The sequence below is a fragment of the Thalassospira profundimaris genome (assembly GCF_003326755.1).
GTDB classification, from domain to species: Bacteria; Pseudomonadota; Alphaproteobacteria; order Rhodospirillales; family Thalassospiraceae; genus Thalassospira; species Thalassospira profundimaris_B.
Window position 1 is genome coordinate 103,475 of record NZ_JPWH01000014.1, and the last position, 17,618, is coordinate 121,092.

General features: G+C 55.4%; 15 protein-coding genes. 8 read left to right on the plus strand and 7 right to left on the minus strand.

Features of this window, described 5'->3' with window-relative positions:
• Positions 1–30: 30 nt before the first annotated feature.
• From TH25_RS16340 to TH25_RS16370, 7 genes are all read right to left on the minus strand, one after another.
• Entirely contained in the window at positions 31–840 is an 810-nt protein-coding gene (locus TH25_RS16340; RefSeq protein ID WP_114089424.1) for a CbbQ/NirQ/NorQ/GpvN family protein, read from the minus strand.
• Between the two features lie 142 nt (positions 841–982).
• A complete protein-coding gene (locus TH25_RS16345) occupies positions 983–2,326 on the minus strand; it encodes a cbb3-type cytochrome c oxidase subunit I (RefSeq protein ID WP_114089425.1) in 1,344 nt (447 codons plus the stop codon).
• 27 nt (positions 2,327–2,353) lie between these two features.
• Positions 2,354–2,806: a c-type cytochrome gene (locus TH25_RS16350; protein ID WP_114089426.1), complete on the minus strand. Its 453-nt coding sequence runs from the start codon at positions 2,804–2,806 to the stop codon at positions 2,354–2,356.
• 312 nt (positions 2,807–3,118) lie between these two features.
• Positions 3,119–3,820, minus strand: coding sequence for a Crp/Fnr family transcriptional regulator (locus TH25_RS16355; protein WP_114089427.1), 702 nt, complete (start codon positions 3,818–3,820; stop codon positions 3,119–3,121).
• Entirely contained in the window at positions 3,798–4,538 is a 741-nt protein-coding gene (locus tag TH25_RS16360; RefSeq protein ID WP_147253034.1) for a Crp/Fnr family transcriptional regulator, read from the minus strand. The genes TH25_RS16355 and TH25_RS16360 overlap by 23 nt, the downstream gene beginning before the upstream one ends.
• A 174-nt stretch (positions 4,539–4,712) precedes the next feature.
• Positions 4,713–5,393 carry a DUF542 domain-containing protein gene (locus TH25_RS16365; protein ID WP_114089429.1) on the minus strand — a complete coding sequence of 227 codons (681 nt, stop codon included), beginning with the start codon at positions 5,391–5,393 and terminating at the stop codon, positions 4,713–4,715.
• A 171-nt stretch (positions 5,394–5,564) separates the two neighbouring features.
• Entirely contained in the window at positions 5,565–6,263 is a 699-nt protein-coding gene (locus TH25_RS16370) for a cyclic nucleotide-binding domain-containing protein (RefSeq protein ID WP_114089430.1), read from the minus strand.
• A gap of 253 nt (positions 6,264–6,516) precedes the next feature.
• On the opposite strand from TH25_RS16370, the gene TH25_RS16375 reads away from it, so the two are divergent.
• The 8 genes from TH25_RS16375 (at position 6,517) to TH25_RS16410 (ending at position 17,493) form a co-directional block, all read left to right on the plus strand.
• Positions 6,517–7,893, plus strand: coding sequence for an MFS transporter (locus TH25_RS16375; protein WP_114089431.1), 1,377 nt, complete (start codon positions 6,517–6,519; stop codon positions 7,891–7,893).
• Between the two features lie 14 nt (positions 7,894–7,907).
• Positions 7,908–9,305, plus strand: coding sequence for a NarK family nitrate/nitrite MFS transporter (locus TH25_RS16380; RefSeq protein WP_220151427.1), 1,398 nt, complete (start codon positions 7,908–7,910; stop codon positions 9,303–9,305).
• Positions 9,306–9,386: 81 nt separating this feature from the next.
• Positions 9,387–13,124, plus strand: a complete 3,738-nt coding sequence (locus tag TH25_RS16385) for a nitrate reductase subunit alpha (protein ID WP_114089432.1) — start codon at positions 9,387–9,389, stop codon at positions 13,122–13,124.
• The gene (gene narH, locus TH25_RS16390; RefSeq protein ID WP_114089433.1) at positions 13,121–14,647 is read left to right on the plus strand and encodes a nitrate reductase subunit beta; all 1,527 of its coding nucleotides are present in this window, start codon (positions 13,121–13,123) and stop codon (positions 14,645–14,647) included. Before TH25_RS16385 ends, narH begins: the two co-directional genes overlap by 4 nt.
• Positions 14,647–15,357, plus strand: coding sequence for a nitrate reductase molybdenum cofactor assembly chaperone (gene narJ / locus TH25_RS16395; RefSeq protein ID WP_114089434.1), 711 nt, complete (start codon positions 14,647–14,649; stop codon positions 15,355–15,357). The genes narH and narJ overlap by 1 nt, the downstream gene beginning before the upstream one ends.
• A 16-nt stretch (positions 15,358–15,373) precedes the next feature.
• Complete coding sequence (gene narI, locus TH25_RS16400) at positions 15,374–16,111, plus strand: respiratory nitrate reductase subunit gamma (RefSeq protein WP_114089435.1); 738 nt, start codon at positions 15,374–15,376, stop codon at positions 16,109–16,111.
• A gap of 4 nt (positions 16,112–16,115) precedes the next feature.
• Positions 16,116–16,913: a peptidylprolyl isomerase gene (locus tag TH25_RS16405; RefSeq protein WP_114089448.1), complete on the plus strand. Its 798-nt coding sequence runs from the start codon at positions 16,116–16,118 to the stop codon at positions 16,911–16,913.
• Positions 16,914–16,962: 49 nt separating this feature from the next.
• Positions 16,963–17,493 carry a DUF2478 domain-containing protein gene (locus tag TH25_RS16410; RefSeq protein WP_114089436.1) on the plus strand — a complete coding sequence of 177 codons (531 nt, stop codon included), beginning with the start codon at positions 16,963–16,965 and terminating at the stop codon, positions 17,491–17,493.
• The last annotated feature ends 125 nt before the right edge of the window (positions 17,494–17,618 follow it).

The window sequence follows — 17,618 nt, forward strand, 5'->3', positions numbered from 1 at the left end:
GATAAAAACAGGTGATTCCCGGCTCGGGACCTAGCTGCGCAAAATGGCAACGGCTTCGCGCAAACCGGCTTTGACATCGGCATCATCGGAAAGCGGTTCGATCACGGCAGCATTCAGGGCATCGTCAAAATCAACCCCGGCCATCAGCAAGGTTGCGCAATAAACCAGCAGACGGGTTGAAACCACCTCTTCGAGATCGATCCCTTTTAACCGGCGGATATTGGTTGCGATGCGAACCAGCAACATCGCCCCGTCGGGATCAATGCCGGTTTCCCGCACGATCACTTCCGCCTCGCGCGCAGGTTCGGGAAAGGCAAATTCAACCGCCAGAAAACGTTGCCGTGTCGAGGGTTTAAGCTGCTTGAGCAAATTCTGGTATCCGGGGTTATAGGAAACCACCAGCATGAAATTATCCGGTGCCTCCAGAAGTTCGCCAGTGCGTTCCAGCGGCAGCAGGCGACGGTCATCGGTCAGAGGATGCAAAACGACCGTAACGTCCTTGCGGGCTTCGACCACTTCGTCCAGGTAACAAATACCGCCATGACGGACTGCCCGTGTCAGGGGGCCATCCACCCAAACGGTTTCACCGCCCTTCAAAAGATACCGTCCTGTCAAATCCGATGCTGTCAGATCGTCATGGCAGGAAACGGTATATAGAGGCACCCCGAGCCGGGCTGCCATATGCGCGACAAAACGGGTTTTGCCACAGCCGGTAGGACCTTTAAGCAACAGCGGCAGCCTTTTGTCCCAGGCGGTTTGAAACAGGTCACATTCATTCGCGGTAGCCTCGTAAAAAGGCGGTTTTCCGGCTGATATCGGTTTTTCAGGCATTTCAAACATTGGTTTATCCTGCAAATCAGTCCTGAAAGGGAAAGGCAAAGGGGCGGACTTCGACCGGCGAGAAAACAGGAAAGCCGGTCGAAGTCCGCAACATGTCAATCAAAAGCGGGGAGCACGTTAATTGACATATTGACCAAGCGGTTTATTCGGCAGGCTGGGCCATGCGGCGTTTGACCGGTGCCTTGCGCGGTGCGACCAGCAAGGACCAAATGATCAGAATAACACCGACCCCGGCCACAAGCCCCGACCCCAGACGCATCCAGTAAAACAGGGCAATCTGGTCCTGGACCTCCATATAATTCATGCCAAGAACACGTTGCAGATGGGTTTGCACAACACCGGCAAATGTCAGGGTGAAGGTCATGAATGACATGGCGCTGGTCAATATCCAGAAACCCCACATATTGAGTTGCTGATTGTAGGGTTCACGCCCGCGCAAATAAGGCAGCGCATAGGTGAAAATCGCCAGATTGAGCATCACATAGGCCCCGTAAAACGCCAGATGACCATGCGCTGCTGTAACCTGGGTGCCGTGCGAATAATAATTCACCGATGACAGGGTGTGCATGAACCCCCAGACGCCACCGCCAAAGAAAGCCATGACCGAACAGCCAAGTGCCCAGAGAAGGGCCGCCTTGTTGGGGTGATCACGGCCGCCTTTCCACACCATGTAAAAGCAAAACACGACCATCGCAAAGAACGGCACGATTTCAAGGGTGGAGAAAATGCTGCCAACCCATTGCCAGTAACCCGGTGTCCCGATCCAGTAATAATGGTGGCCGGTGCCCAGAATGCCGCTAAACAGGGTTAGTGACACCATGACATAAAGCCATTTCTCGATCACCTCGCGGTCCACGCCCGTCATCTTGATCATCAGGAAGGCCAGGATCGATGCCATGATCAATTCCCAGACACCCTCGACCCACAGATGAACGACATACCACCAGTACATCTTGTCCACCGACAGATTGTCGGGGTTATAAAACGCAAAGAGAAACAGCAGCGCCACCAGCCAAAGACCAAGCATCAGCACATTGGTAATCGCGGTTTTGCGGCCCTTCAGCAGGGTCAGGGTGGTATTATAAAGGAACATCAGGGCGACAGCGACGATACCGACCTTGATATATAGCGGCTGTTCGAGAAATTCGCGCCCCTCGTGATAGCCCAGAATATAGCCCACCACGGCAGCCGCAGCCGCCGCCATAAACAGCCAGAACTGAATGATCGCCAGTTTGGGGCTGTGAAGTTCGGTTTCACATTCCTCGGGCAGCAAATAATAAGTCGCGCCGAAATATCCCATCAACAGCCATACAATCAGAGCGTTGGTGTGGATCATGCGAATAACGTTAAAGGGCAGAACTTCCGACAGGAAGTTGGGAAAGACATAGACCGTACCCGCAACGATGCCAAACAGGATCTGGGCCACGAACAATGCCAGGGCACCGTATATGTAATACAATGCAACTTTTTGCGACTGATATTTCATGATTGCCTCGTTTCCATCAGGATTCCGTTAACCCGCATCCGTCGGCGGCCAGTTTTGGGTGTTGATCTCGCTGGTCCATTTCAGGAAATCGATGATTTCGTCGAGCTCTTGGTCACTGAAGTGGAACTGGGGCATCTGCCTGCGCCCCTCGATGCCGGTTGGCTGGGCATTAAACCAGGCTTTCAGAATGTCGCGTGCGCCTTCCGGGTCGTCTTTTCCGCCATATCGCACCCACACATTTCCCAGTTCAGGTGCAAAATAGGCCCCCTCTCCCAGGATGGTGTGACAGTTGATACAGGATTCACGTTCCCAGATTTTCTTTCCTGCAATCACCGACGGCGTTAAGCCGGCTTCATCAGTTGAATCATTTACAATGTAATGATGGCTTTGCAGGGTTAAGCCCAGGAAGACGACCAGGAAGAAGATCGTCCCACCGTAAAAAATGTTCCTTGCGGCGGATTTTGTCAGACGTTCAGACATTTGAACGAATCCTCACTCCGGTTGAATTGTTGTGCGCCGTCCTGTCCCCAAAACGGCATACCCCAATCCTTTCCCGGAAGGCTTTTTGCCACCTTGATAATGATCAAAAAACCGATGCAGGCGCATATGAGCGCACGGTACGCCCGCGAAAACCCGCACCAGAAAACCACTGGCCACACAGGCACACGGGCACACGCACACGGACACGGGCAAAAAATACCGCCCCCCAAGGGCACGCCGCACAAACAGCTGCCCTTTGGGGGGACGATATGAATTTCAATGATGATGGAGACTATGTTGCGGCGAACCGGGTTATGAAAACCGGGCGAGTTCTTCCAGAACGGCGCGATCGCGGATGCGCAGTGTCGCCCCTGTTTCAATCGCGTTCATCTGCTCCAGACGGCGTAACAAACGTGAAAAGGTTTCAGGCGTGATCCCGATGCGGCTTGCGATCAAACGTTTTTCCGGATAATCCCGTGCTGTTTCATCCTGCTCATGTGCGATGGCGTGATCCTGATAGTCAATCAGAAACGCGGCAATACGCTGAAGCGGGCTGGTATGGCGCAATCGATAAATTTCATCGAGAAAAAAGCGTTCCCATTCCAGCAAACCCGCCATGACCTCGCCGGCGACTTCGGGAAATTCCTGCAATATTTTTAAATAGGCAGCACGTGGAATGGCAACCACCGCCCCGTCTGCCATGACCTCGCAATCAACGGGATAAGGACGCCCGGCCAGCGTTACCGCCTCGGCAAAGGCACCGGGGGCGGTCAAAAAGTGCATCACGGTTTCTGCCCCCTGGGAAGAAGTCCTTACAAGACGAAGCTGCCCGGACAGCAGAACATAAAAATATTCCGCACGGTCTGCGGCGCGAAACAGGTGTGAGCCGCGCTTGACCGTTTCGACCCGGCAACTGGCCACCAGATGCGCCAACCGGTCCTTGCCCAACGCTGCAAACAAGGGAATTTCGCCCAAAAAGACCTTTTCGGCGTCAGATAACGGTCTTGAGATCATGGTCTTCCCCGTTTGTCATTTCGTCCTCGCCCAAACCGCACCAGTCAACCAGCTTGTGAATGTCGGCAATGTGCATGATCCGCCCGTGTGCCTGTTGGGTAACGCCAATTTCGGTTAATTTGCGAAAGGCGCGCGAGAGTGTTTCGGGTTTCATGCCCAGTTTGCGGGCAAGCACACCCTTTTCAATTGCCAGCGCGGTTTCATGACCGTCCTTGACCGGCACGGCATCAGCCAACAAAAAAATACCCAGCCGTTTCGCCGCAGAATGACATTTAAGGTCCTGAATCTGACCCAGCATATTGCACAGGCGCTGGGTAATCACCGACATCATACTAAGCGCCCGTTCAATGTCCTGGGCCAGAAACCGGGCAAAGGCCGGTCCATCAATTTCGATAACGGTTGTGGGTTCCACCGTCTTTACGCTCATGACGTATCGCTGGTCGCGTGACAGGGCATATTCGCCAAAGATCTGCCCGCTTTCGATCAAATCAACAACACCCGCCGTCCCGTCGCCATCGGTGTAGGATTGTTCAACATGACCGTTCACGATGTAATACAGGGATGTTGCAGGCGCACCGGCGTTAAAAACGGGTGTATCGGCAGCAAAACGTTTCCATTGGCAGAACCCGGCAAGTTCACCGATCACATTCTGCGGCCATGCCCCGAAATAGGGGGTACGGCACAAAATTTCGCAAATTCGATGAAAATCGTCTGTCACGTCGCTTCCCCGCAGACTGTAAACACGCCGCACCTTGCGGAATGGAATACTTCTAACATCGACGTGACAACGGGAAATTGTTCTGGATCAAGTTTCACCAAAAACGGTCTCCGTCCCGCCGGGGAACGAAGACCGTCTGGCTGCAAGATGCCCAAACATCTTAAAAAGTCGTCGTTAATTCTCGAATCTTGGAAACAGCAGATAATTTTCCAGATAGATATGCCCCACCAGATCCTCAATCAGTTTTCCAACCCCCGCATAGAGCGCCTGCCAAGACCGACAGGCCCCGTCGGGCAACGTCACGCGATTGGTAAGATGCTCCAGACGGTGAATGAATTCCCCGTGGCCCTCATGTTCCAGGCGCATCTGTGCAATCGGCCCTTTCAGGAAGTCGCCGGAAGACTGCATCACCGGAAACAGAATCATTTCCTCTTTCATCATATGATCGTCCAGCTCCAGCTTGAGTTCTTCAAGCGTATCGGCAAGACCATGCGGACAATCGGCGTGATCATTGTGAACCGCCTCGACCTTGCGCGCGAGCATCAGAAGTTCCGGCAATTCCCGACGATGGGTATTGTGATACCGTGCCTGAATATAGGCAACCAGGGCGGCGTTATCGTCGTTCATGGGGATTGCCGGTTGACCGGTTTGCAGTTTGGCCAGCGCCCTGGCCATTGCATCGGCATCAGCCCCTTTCTGGCGGGCCGCATCGCGCAGGGTTTTATCAACACAGCAACAAAACCCGACACGATGTGCACGAAAAACACGCGTCGCCCCCGGCAGGCTGGCAACCACGTCACCCACAAGCCGGTCAAGAAACGCACTTTGATTATCGGAAGCAATCGCCTGGCTCATTTCTGGTCTCCGTCGGGAATTTGCAGGCATGACGGCCGGGAACATCCCGGCCACCTCGCCCGAGAAAATAGGGAAGCAGAAAGACGATAGCGGTTTTGGGTTCAACCCTGCTTGACGATGGTCAAGCCAACGAGACGCCCAAAATGTAAATTCGGGCGGTCAGGTACCTTGTTACCGGTTAAGATCATCAATCAACGGACTGGGTTTTGCCAGGCCCTGCAAATCGCCGAGTTTATCAATCGTCACACACTGACCATCGATGGTGACGCCATAGGGCCGCAGGGATTTTATCGCGCGCGACAGATTTTCCGGTGTCATCCCCAAAAGAGAGGCGATCTTGCGTTTTTCCATTGTCAGATCATAGGTCGGGGCCTGACCGGCTTCCTCATATTGCTGAAGCAGGTAATTTGCCAGCCGTTCGATCGAACTACGCAATTTAAGGTTTTTGGTATTCTTGACCACCGAACGATAGCGCGCCGCAAGCTCGGTAACGACACTGCGGGCAAAACCGCTATCGGCATCAAAAACCGCACGCACATCCGAAGACGGCAGCAAAATCAGCCGCGATTTTTCGAGTGTGCGGGCCGACATCAGATAAGGCGCATCCTTGATTGTGGCCGCCAGAATGAATGTCGAAATCGGTTCGACCGTCGCAATCACGGTTTCGCGCTTGTTCCAGCTTGCAAACAATTCGACCCGCCCTTCAAGAACGATATGCAGAAAATCGCTCATATCGCCTTCGGTAATCAGGTCAACCTGCGGCGGAAATGTCTGGACATAGGCCGCGTGCATCAATTCCTCGAATCGTGCTTCCTCCATGTCGCGAAACAGTTCCAGATTGCGCAAATCAGGCAAATCAGAGGGACGCATAACGTTTTTCCGGCCTTATAATTGATAATTGTCAACTGGATAGAAACATCAAGTCAATTGATGGGATATTATTTTTACATTCGACAATCCAACTATTTTTTATTTCGGATCATCATACTTTGACTGTCCGATTATTTCCGGAATCAATCCCGATATATTGATTCTGATCAAGTCTTTTCTTTCCCCCTGGCACACAAATACCAGCCGAGACGCGTATGCGACATCAGCTTGCCCAATACCAAAGGGGGACAAAATGCATACTCTCGACGGAGTTTCCAAGTCGGATCAGGGTCGGGCCCTTGGCCTTAGCACCTTTGCGTTCACGGCCTGCTTTGCCGTCTGGACGATATTTTCGATCATTGGTGTCGAAATCAAATCAGAACTGGGATTAAGCGACACCCAGTTCGGACTTCTGGTTGCCACCCCGGTCCTGACCGGATCGATCAGCCGAATTTTTCTGGGTATCTGGACCGAACAATATGGCGGCCGCCTGATGTTTCCGCTGCAAATGCTGATCACGGCCGTGGCCGTATGGCTGCTGACATCGGTTCATACCTATGAAGTTTTTCTGCTCGCCGCACTTGGCCTTGGCCTTGCGGGCGGATCATTCATTATCGGGGTCGCGTATGTATCGCGCTGGTTTACCAAAGAACACCAGGGCACGGCACTTGGCATTTTCGGGGCCGGGAATGTAGGGGCCGCCGTCACCAATTTTGCAGCCCCCTTTCTGGTTGTGGCAATGGGCTGGGAAAACACGGCGCGGATCTACGCCGTTGTTCTGGCCATCATCGCGGTTTTGTTCTTCCTGCTTTCAAAAACCGATCCGGTTCAGCTTGACCGCCAGCGCACGGGCAAGGATGCGGTGTCAACAGGTGCCCAGCTTGCCCCGCTCAAGAATATCCAGGTCTGGCGTTTTGCCACTTATTATTTCTTTGTCTTTGGCGGGTTTGTTGCGCTGGCATCGTTTTTACCCCGCTATTATGTCGGGGCCTACGGGCTTGAACTGACCACAGCGGGTGTTCTGGCCGGTCTTTATTCCCTGCCTGCCTCGGTCTTTCGTGCACTGGGCGGCTGGATGTCGGATAAATGGGGCGCCCGCGCCATTATGTATCTGACCTTCATCGTGTCACTGGTGGCGCTGTTTTTCATGAGCTACCCGGACACCGCCTATACCATAAGCGGCATTCATGCACCGATCACCTTTCACTTTGGCATTTCGCTCGCCGCGTTTGTTACCCTGACCGTCATCCTTGGTTTTGTCATGAGCCTGGGCAAGGCCGCTGTCTATAAACACATTCCGGTCTATTACCCGCATCATGTCGGTGCGGTTGGCGGCCTGGTGGGCATGATTGGCGGTCTTGGCGGGTTTTTCCTGCCCATCGGTTTTGGCATGCTGCTGGATACCACCGGTATCTGGACGGCCCCCTTCATGATGATGTTTGCGATTGTTGCCATCTCGACGATCTGGATGCACCTCGCGATCCGCAAAATGGAACGTCGCCGCCACCCTGCACTCGCCACCGAAACGCACCTTTCCGATGTCCCGGATCATCCCTTTTCCCACCCTGACGAAAATGCCGGTGTGACGACTGATGCTGCTGCGACAGCCAGCCGCCCGAACGCACGCTAAAAGGACTTAAAACCATGACAAGCATGGGCTCTTCCCAGGCCAGCCAAAGCCGTTATGTCATCACCGACTGGCGCCCCGAAGACGGCAGCTTCTGGCACACTACAGGCGCATCGGTTGCCTCGCGCAATCTCTGGATTTCCATTCCCTGCCTTTTGCTGGCTTTCTCGGTCTGGATGGTCTGGTCGGTGGTGGTCGCCAAGCTTCCGGCGATCGGCTTTAACTATACCACCGACCAGCTTTTCTGGCTGGCCGCGTTGCCCGGTTTGTCGGGGGCGACACTTCGCATATTCTACAGCTTTATGGTGCCGATTTTTGGCGGGCGTCTCTGGACAACCCTGTCCACGGCCTCGCTGCTGCTCCCCGCGATTGGCATCGGACTGAGCGTGCAGAACCCCGACACCCCCTATTCCATCTTTCTGATCCTGGCCCTTCTGTGCGGGTTTGGCGGCGGAAACTTTGCCTCCTCAATGGCAAATATCGCCTTTTTCTATCCCAAAAAGACCAAGGGCAACGCACTTGCCCTGAATGCCGGACTGGGCAATCTCGGGGTTTCGGTGATGCAATTCGTCGTTCCGATGGTCATTACCGCCGGTGTATTTGGCACGTTCGGGGGCGAAGGACAGGTTCTGTCGGATGGCAGCAGGCTGTGGCTGCAAAATGCCGGGTTTGTCTGGGTCCCCTTCCTGGTGATTGCGACCCTTGCCGCCTGGTTTGGCATGAATGACATTGCCGATGCCAAGGCCAGTTTCCGCGAACAGGCGATCATCCTCACCCGTCGTCACAACTGGATCATGTGCATTCTTTATACGGGGACCTTTGGCTCCTTCATTGGCTATTCAGCGGGTTTTCCCCTGCTGATGAAAACACAATTCCCCGGTGTTGATGTTCTGGCCTATGCCTTTCTGGGTCCGCTGGTCGGGGCATTGTCGCGGGCGGCAACCGGCTGGGTCTCTGACAAATTTGGCGGTGGCCGGGTCACTTTCTGGACGTTCCTGGGCATGCTTGTTGCCGTATTTTGCGTATTGCAATTCCTGCCATCGGGCGGTGAAGGCGGCAATTTCTGGGGCTTTTTTGCAAGCTTCATGGCGCTGTTTTTCCTGACCGGTGTGGGCAATGCCTCCACATTCCAGATGATCCCGTCAATTTTGCGCCAGGAAGTCCCCCGCCTGATGCCCCATCTTGACCCGGCCGCGACCCTGAAACAGGCCGAACGCGAAAGTGCGGCGATCATTGCCTTTACCTCGGCAATTGCAGCTTACGGCGCATTCTTCATTCCCAAGGCATATGGCACGTCCATCGGGCTGACCGGCGGCCCCGAAGCCGCCCTGTGGGCCTTTGGCATTTTTTATGCGGTCTGCCTTGTCATTACCTGGGCCTTTTATGCGCGCAAGGGCGCAAAGACGCCCTGCTGATTGATCGCGCACAAATGACAGGTTGCGCGCCGCACCCCGCAACACACCCTGCGGCGCGCCCTTAAATATCAGGAGAGAGAGATGAGCCATCTGCTCGACAAGCTGAACTTTTTCCAGTCAAAAGAACTGGAAACATTTTCCAACGGTCATGGTCATGTCACCCGCGAAAATCGCGACTGGGAAGATACATATCGCAGCCGCTGGCGCCACGATAAAATCGTGCGGTCAACGCATGGCGTAAACTGCACCGGGTCATGTTCCTGGAAGATTTACGTCAAATCCGGCATCGTCACCTGGGAAACCCAGCAAACGGACTATCCGCGAACCCGCCCCGACCTGCCCAATCATGAACCGCGCGGCTGCGCACGCGGTGCCAGCTATAGCTGGTATTTATATTCTGCCAACCGCGTAAAAAACCCGCTGATCCGCAGCAAACTTTTGCGGGCCTGGCGGCGGATGCGCCAAACCATGAACGCAACCGATGCCTGGGCGGCCCTGCAAAATGATCCGATCCTGCGGGCAAGCTATGTCAAGGCACGCGGCAAAGGGGGCCTGGTGCGCGCAACCTGGGACGAAGCGACAGAAATCATTGCTGCGGCCAATGCCTATACCACCAAAACCTATGGCCCGGACCGCGTTTTTGGCTTTTCGCCAATCCCGGCCATGTCAATGGTCTCCTATGCCGCCGGTTCACGCTATCTGTCGCTGCTGGGCGGCGTCTGCATGAGCTTTTATGACTGGTATTGCGATTTGCCGCCCGCCAGCCCGATGACCTGGGGTGAACAAACCGACGTTCCCGAAAGTGCCGACTGGTACAATGCCGGTTTCCTGCTTTTGTGGGGGTCAAACGTTCCGCAAACCCGAACCCCCGATGCGCATTTCTATACCGAGGCCCGCTATCGCGGCACAAAATCGGCCGTCATCTGCCCGGATTATTCCGAAGCCGCCAAATTTGGCGACATCTGGCTGGCGCCAAAACAGGGCACGGACAGTGCGCTGGCAATGGCAATGGGTCATGTCATCCTGCGGGAATTCCATCTTGACCGGCAGGCCCCCTATTTCGAGGATTATTGCCGCCGATATTCCGACATGCCGATGCTGGTCAAACTGGAGGAAAAGGATGGCAAGCTGGTCCCGGGTCGTTTCCTGCGCGCCGACGAATTCACCGACAAACTTGGCCAGACCAACAACCCGGAATGGAAAACCCTGGCCGTAGACGAAAATTCCGGCACCATCGTTGCCCCGAACGGGTCAATCGGGTTCCGCTGGGGGGAACAGGGGGTATGGAACCTTGAAACCGTTGCGGCGGGCAAGGAAACCAGCCTTAAAATGTCGCTGATCCTTGAAGAGGATCATGACGAGATCGCCGCTGTCGATTTCCCCTATTTTGGCGGCACAGCAAGCGAGAACTTTGTCAAATGCGACCATCCCGAGGTCCTGACCCGCAATATTCCGGTCAAACGCCTGCAACTTGCCGATGGCGAAGCACGGGTCGCCACCGTTTTTGACCTGTTCTGTGCCAATTACGGCCTTGATCGTGGCCTGGGCGGCGACTGGGTGGCACAGGAATACCATCAGGATATTCCCTATACCCCGGCCTGGGCGGAAAAAATTACCGGCGTTTCGGCCGACAAAATCGTCACCGTGGCCCGCGAATTTGCCCGCAATGCCGAAAAAACCCGGGGCAAATCGATGGTGATCCTGGGGGCCGGTTTGAACCACTGGTACCACATGGACATGAATTATCGCGGCATCATCAACATGCTGGTGATGTGCGGTTGTGTCGGGCAGTCGGGTGGTGGCTGGAGCCACTATGTCGGCCAGGAAAAACTGCGTCCGCAAACCGGTTGGCAGCCGCTGGCATTTGGCCTGGACTGGTCCCGTCCGCCGCGCCATATGAATGCAACCTCGGCGTGGTATGCCCATACCGACCAATGGCGATATGAAACGCTCAACGCATCGGAAATTCTCTCGCCCACGGCACCGGAGGGTGATTGGGATTGCAGCCTGATTGACTACAATATCCGGGCTGAACGCATGGGCTGGCTGCCCTCGGCACCACAATTGCGCACCAATCCGCTGGACGTTGCCAAAGCCGCCAAAGCCGCCGGGAAAGACGTCAAGGATTATGTCAGCGAAAACCTGAAATCGGGCCATCTGCAAATGGCGTGCGAAGACCCGGACGCGCCGGAAAACTGGCCCCGCAACCTTTTCGTCTGGCGTTCCAACCTGTTGGGGTCATCGGGCAAGGGGCATGAATACTTCCTCAAACATTTGCTGGGCACCGATCATGGTGTTCTGGGCAAGGATCTTGGCGAACAGGGCGGCATTGCGCCCAAAGAAGCCGTCTGGCACGACAAGGCCCCGGAGGGAAAGCTTGATCTTCTGGTCTGCATTGATTTTCGGATGTCCACCACAGCGGTCTATTCCGACATCGTGCTGCCAACCGCAAGCTGGTATGAGAAAAACGACCTGAATACATCGGATATGCACCCGTTTATCCACCCGCTTCAGGCCGCCGTTGACCCGGCATATGAGTCAAAATCCGACTGGGAAATTTTCAAATCCATTGCCAAGAAATTCTCGGAAGTTGCCCCGGAAATTCTGGGCCGGGAAACCGATGTGGTCGCGTTGCCCATTCTGCACGACACCCCCGCTGAAATTGCCCAGGACCAGGTGCGCGACTGGAAAAAGCGCGAATGCGACCTTGTGCCGGGCAAAACCGCACCAAACTTTATCGCGGTTGAACGCGACTATCCCGCGCTTTACGACCGGTTTGTCGCCCTTGGCCCGCTGATGGACAAGGTTGGCAACGGGGGCAAAGGCATTTCGTGGGCGACCGAGCACGAAGTACAGCATTTACGTGACCTTAACGGCGAATGGACCGATGGTCCGGCCAAGGGTTGCGCCAAAATCGTGTCCGACATTGACGCCACCGAGGTCATCCTAATGCTGGCACCGGAAACCAATGGCGAGGTTGCCGTGAAAGCATGGGAAGCCCTTGGCAAGGCCACCGGACGGGAACACACCCATCTGGCGCGCGCCAAACAAGACGAGAAAATCCGCTTTCGCGACATTGCCGCCCAACCCCGCAAAATCATTTCCTCGCCCACCTGGTCGGGGATCGAAAGCGAGGAAGTCTGTTATAATGCGGGCTATACCAACGTGCACGAGCTGATCCCGTGGCGCACCCTCACCGGCCGCCAGCAGCTTTATCAGGATCATTTGTGGATGCGGGCCTTTGGCGAAGGTTTCTGTGGCTATCGCCCGCCGGTTGACCTCAAAACGATCACGCGTGATGTCAATTCCGATGCCCGCGACGGGCAGCCGCATGTTGTGCTGAACTTCATCACGCCGCACCAGAAATGGGGCATCCATTCAACCTATTCCGACAATCTTCTCATGCTAACACTAAATCGTGGCGGACCGGTGGTCTGGCTGAGTGAAACCGACGCGGCCAAGGCCGGTATCGTCGATAATGACTGGGTCGAGGTTTACAATGTGAACGGGGCACTAACGGCCCGCGCCGTGGTATCGCAGCGCATGAAGGAAGGAACGCTGTTCATGTATCACGCCCAGGAAAAAATTGTGAACACACCCGGTTCGGAAAAAACCGGCAAACGCGGCGGCATCCACAATTCGGTGACACGCACCACCCTGAAACCCACGCACATGATCGGTGGTTATGCCCATCAAAGCTACGGTTTTAATTACTATGGAACCGTTGGCTCCAACCGCGACGAATTCGTCATCGTTCGCAAAATGGGCAATATCGACTGGCTTGACCAGGCTGCTGACAACCAGGAGGCCGCACAATGAGAATCCGCGCACAAATCGGCATGGTGCTCAATCTCGACAAATGTATCGGGTGCCACACCTGCTCTGTGACCTGCAAAAATGTCTGGACCAGCCGGGACGGGGTTGAATACGCCTGGTTCAACAATGTCGAAACCAAGCCCGGGGTTGGTTATCCCAAAGACTGGGAAAACCAGAAACGCTGGAACGGCGGCTGGGAAAGAACCAAATCGGGCAAACTTCAACCCAAACAGGGGGCAAAATGGCGCATCCTTGCCAATATTTTTGCCAACCCGTCCCTGCCCGAAATTGACGATTATTATGAACCGTTCGATTTCGATTATGACCATCTGAAATCGGCACCCGAAATGAAGGCATTTCCAACGGCACGTCCGCGCTCGAAAATCTCGGGGCAGCGCATGGAAAAAATCGAAGCCGGGCCCAACTGGGAAGAAATCCTGGGCGGCGAATTTTCCAAACGCTCGCAGGATTATAATTTCGAGGGCATCGAAAAGGAAATCTACGGGCAGTATGAAAATACATTCATGATGTATCTGCCGCGCCTGTGCGAACACTGCCTGAACCCGGCCTGTGCCGCCTCGTGCCCGTCAGGCGCAATCTACAAACGCGAGGAAGACGGCATCGTCCTGATCGACCAGGAAAAATGTCGCGGCTGGCGCATGTGCGTTTCGGGTTGCCCGTACAAAAAGGTTTATTACAACTGGTCAACCGGCAAATCCGAGAAATGCACCTTTTGCTATCCGCGTATCGAAAGCGGTAATCCAACCGTCTGTTCGGAAACCTGTGTTGGACGCATCCGGTATCTTGGCGTGATGCTGTATGACGCCGATGCCATTGAGGCTGCGGCCAACGCCGAAAACGAAAAAGACCTGTATCAGGCCCAGCTTGACATCTTCCTTGATCCCAATGACCCGGAAGTTCAACGCATGGCGATTGCCGATGGCGTGCCCGAATCCTGGGTTGAAGCGGCTAAAAATTCGCCGGTCTGGAAAATGGCAATGGACTGGAAAATCGCCTTTCCCCTGCATCCCGAATATCGCACCCTGCCGATGGTCTGGTATGTGCCGCCGCTCTCGCCCATCCAGAATGCCGCCGAAGCCGGGCACATCGGCCAGGATGGTGATATGCCCGATGTGCGCAGTCTGCGCATCCCGGTGCGCTATCTCGCCAATATGTTAACAGCGGGCGACGAAGCCCCGGTCATTTCCGCCCTGGAACGCATGTTGGCAATGCGCGCCTATATGCGCGCCAAAACGGTGGATGGCGTTATTGACACCGCGATTGCCCAACGTATCGGCCTTAGCCCGGAAATGATCGAAAACATGTACAAAATCATGGCACTCGCCGATTACGAGGACCGTTTTGTCATCCCCACCAGCCATCGCGAAGTGGTCGAGGATGCCTATGACCTGCGCAGTGGATGTGGTTTTACCGATGGCAATGGCTGTTCAAACGGCATCAGCCAGGGTTCGCTGTTTGGTGGCGGACGCAAAAAGAAAATCACCGTTCCCTCGGAGGCATTCTGATGATCAAGACATTCAAGGCCCTTTCGGCATTGCTGAGCTATCCGGGCACCGATCTTCAGGATGCCTGTGAAGACATTGCCACCGTCCTGATGGACGAACGATTGTTGTCGCCGGGCACCCTGGCCAAGGTGCTGCCGTTTGTCGCCGATATTGGTAAGGCCGATATTTACGATTTGCAGGAACGGTTTGTCGCCCTGTTTGACCGGTCGCGCTCGCTATCGCTCAACCTGTTTGAACATGTTCACGGCGAAAGCCGTGACCGGGGGGGTGCTATGGTCGATCTGGTGGAAACCTATCGCGCGGGCGGTTTTGAACCGGCAACAACAGAACTGCCCGATCATTTGCCGGTGCTGCTGGAATTTCTGGCAACCCGACCCCTCGCAGAGGCACGCGCCACCCTGGCCGATGCCGACCATATCCTGATTGCATTGCGCGAACGGCTGGAACGGCGTGAAAGCCCGTATGCGTGCGTGTTTGACGCCCTTGTGGAGCTGACACAAACGCAAGCCAGCACCCGCGATACAGCCGTGGCCGACCTTCTTGCCGTCAAAGAGGATAATCCCGACGATCTGGCAGCCCTCGACGCGGTATGGGCGGAAACCGAAGTCATCTTTGGTCCCGACCCGAATGCCGGCTGCCCACAAATACGCGACATGCTTGCACAGATGGATCGCCCCACGCCCCGCACTGCCTTTGGCAATCAGGGTTAAGCGACGGAGGATGATGATGCACGATATTCTATTTGGCGTTTATCCCTATATCGCACTAAGCGTGCTGATTGTCGGATCAATTGCGCGTTACGAACGCGATCCTTTCACCTGGAAATCCTCGTCAAGCCAGCTTTTGCGTCGCAAACAGCTTATTGTCGGGTCGATCCTGTTTCATGTCGGGGTCTTGACGATTTTCGCCGGGCATTTGGTCGGTCTGCTCACCCCGATCTGGATTTTCGATGCTCTGGGCATCAGTCATGGTGCCAAACAGACACTGGCCGTTGTTGCCGGGGGCGTTGCCGGCATTATGGCCCTTACCGGCGGGGTCATGTTACTGCACCGCCGCCTGACCGACCCGCGCATCCGGGCGACCTCGCGCTTTTCCGATACGGGTATTCTGGTTTTACTCCTGGCCCAACTGATATTGGGGGTGGGAACGATCTTTGTCTCGCTTCAGCATCTTGACGGGCACGAAATGACCAAATTCATGGCATGGGCCCAGGGTATCTTTACCTTCCAGTCCGATGCTGCCGATCATATTCGCGATGTCGCCCCGATCTTCAAAATCCATCTGGTCCTTGGCTTGACGATTTTTGTCCTGTTTCCCTTTACCCGGCTGGTTCATATGCTCTCGGCACCGGTGCGTTTCCTGTTCCGGCCGGGCTATCAGGTGGTCCGTTCGCGGCGGCAAACCCCTTTACCCAAACGGTCGGCGCAGGCTGGCTGTGTCGATGCGACCAAACCGGCGGAGTAAGATGATGAATGATACGTTTTTTCCCGATATCCTGGTCAATGGTGAAACCATCCCCTCTCATGCCGTTGCCGCCGAAATCCAGAACCACATTGTGCCCCAGGGCAAACAGGCGATCGCCTGGCGCAAGGCCGCCCGTGCGCTTGCCATACGCGCCCTGTTGCTGCAGGAAGCCCGACTGCGCGGCCTAGCCCCGAACAGCCGCGAAATCGCACCCGGAAAAACCGAGGCCGAACCCGAAGCACTTATCCGGACATTGCTCGACGAGGCCCTTGTGCCCGAAGAACCGGATGAACACAGCCTGCACGCCTTTTACCAGGCACATCCCGAACGCTTTCGCGCCCCGTCCCTGTATGAGGCGTCACATATTCTGTTTGCGGCCCCCGCCGAAGATCAAAACGCCCGTGCCAAAGCCCGTGCCAGGGCAGAAGCCGTGCTGGCGGAACTCAAAAAGGACGAAAAGCGGTTTGAACATATCGCACGTCTTGAAAGCGATTGTTCGTCGCGCGAGGCGGGCGGGCGACTGGGCCAGATCGGACGGGGGGAAACTGTTCCGGAATTTGACCGCATGCTCGACACCCTTGCGCCAGGTCGCATCGCCTGTGATCCGGTTGAAACACGATTTGGTTTTCATATTCTGCGTCTTGATGCCCGGGCCGACGGAGAGATTCTGCCCTTTGAAACCGTCAAACCCCGCCTGTTGGAAGCAACCGAAAAGGCGGCATGGACCCGGGCGGCCAATGCCTTCATTACCGGTCTTGTCAGCAAGGCGACAATTTCAGGCATTGATATGCGGCCGGAATAATTCTTTCTCATATCGACAGGGGCCAACCGGCCCCGCAAGGAATTTGAACATGAATATTGCTTTTGTCAGTTCGCAGGAACGTGGCGGCACGGATCGGCTGCTTGCGACCGTCGCAGCGCACCTGGAACAACAGGGCTTTCGCCTGACCGGCGTTGTCCAAACCAATTTTGAACGCGAAGGCACCCACCATTGCGACATGGATGTGCGCATCCTGCCTGCTGGTCCCGTCGTGCGCATATCGCAGGATCTTGGTGCCGGGTCGCGGGGGTGCCGTCTGGATCCCGGCGCGCTTGAAACGGCGGTTGCAACGGTTGCTCCCGTTATCAACAGCACCCGGCCAATCGATTTGATGATCCTTAACAAATTCGGCAAGCACGAGGCAGAAGGCCGCGGATTTCGTCATTTGATCGGCGATGCCCTGATGCGCGGCATCCCTATCCTGACCGGGGTAAACAACCTCAACCGCGCCGCCTTTGACACCTTCACCGATGGCTGTGCTACGGCACTGCCCGAAGACTTCCAGGCCCTCATGGATTGGTGTCACGCGCATACCGCCCTCAGAAAAACGGAGGCCTGCTAGAGGTCCGGCCCGATCCCAGACGCAAAAACGCCGCACTCAAGTGAGTACGGCGTTTTGTAGGGGCTGTGATCAGGGAATATGTTTTTGACTGTGCTTTGAAGGCCCGGCGGTGCCCTACTCTCCCG

What these genes read in the sequence shown, in the direction of transcription:
- TH25_RS16340 (WP_114089424.1), bottom strand. Translation starts at nt 840, where the DNA reads ATGTTTGAAATGCCTGAAAAACCGATATCAGCCGGAAAACCGCCTTTT.
- TH25_RS16345 (WP_114089425.1), bottom strand. Translation starts at nt 2,326, where the DNA reads ATGAAATATCAGTCGCAAAAAGTTGCATTGTATTACATATACGGTGCC.
- TH25_RS16350 (WP_114089426.1), bottom strand. Translation starts at nt 2,806, where the DNA reads ATGTCTGAACGTCTGACAAAATCCGCCGCAAGGAACATTTTTTACGGT.
- TH25_RS16355 (WP_114089427.1), bottom strand. Translation starts at nt 3,820, where the DNA reads ATGATCTCAAGACCGTTATCTGACGCCGAAAAGGTCTTTTTGGGCGAA.
- TH25_RS16365 (WP_114089429.1), bottom strand. Translation starts at nt 5,393, where the DNA reads ATGAGCCAGGCGATTGCTTCCGATAATCAAAGTGCGTTTCTTGACCGG.
- TH25_RS16370 (WP_114089430.1), bottom strand. Translation starts at nt 6,263, where the DNA reads ATGCGTCCCTCTGATTTGCCTGATTTGCGCAATCTGGAACTGTTTCGC.
- TH25_RS16375 (WP_114089431.1), top strand. Translation starts at nt 6,517, where the DNA reads ATGCATACTCTCGACGGAGTTTCCAAGTCGGATCAGGGTCGGGCCCTT.
- TH25_RS16380 (WP_220151427.1), top strand. Translation starts at nt 7,908, where the DNA reads ATGACAAGCATGGGCTCTTCCCAGGCCAGCCAAAGCCGTTATGTCATC.
- TH25_RS16385 (WP_114089432.1), top strand. Translation starts at nt 9,387, where the DNA reads ATGAGCCATCTGCTCGACAAGCTGAACTTTTTCCAGTCAAAAGAACTG.
- narH (WP_114089433.1), top strand. Translation starts at nt 13,121, where the DNA reads ATGAGAATCCGCGCACAAATCGGCATGGTGCTCAATCTCGACAAATGT.
- narJ (WP_114089434.1), top strand. Translation starts at nt 14,647, where the DNA reads ATGATCAAGACATTCAAGGCCCTTTCGGCATTGCTGAGCTATCCGGGC.
- narI (WP_114089435.1), top strand. Translation starts at nt 15,374, where the DNA reads ATGCACGATATTCTATTTGGCGTTTATCCCTATATCGCACTAAGCGTG.
- TH25_RS16405 (WP_114089448.1), top strand. Translation starts at nt 16,116, where the DNA reads ATGAATGATACGTTTTTTCCCGATATCCTGGTCAATGGTGAAACCATC.
- TH25_RS16410 (WP_114089436.1), top strand. Translation starts at nt 16,963, where the DNA reads ATGAATATTGCTTTTGTCAGTTCGCAGGAACGTGGCGGCACGGATCGG.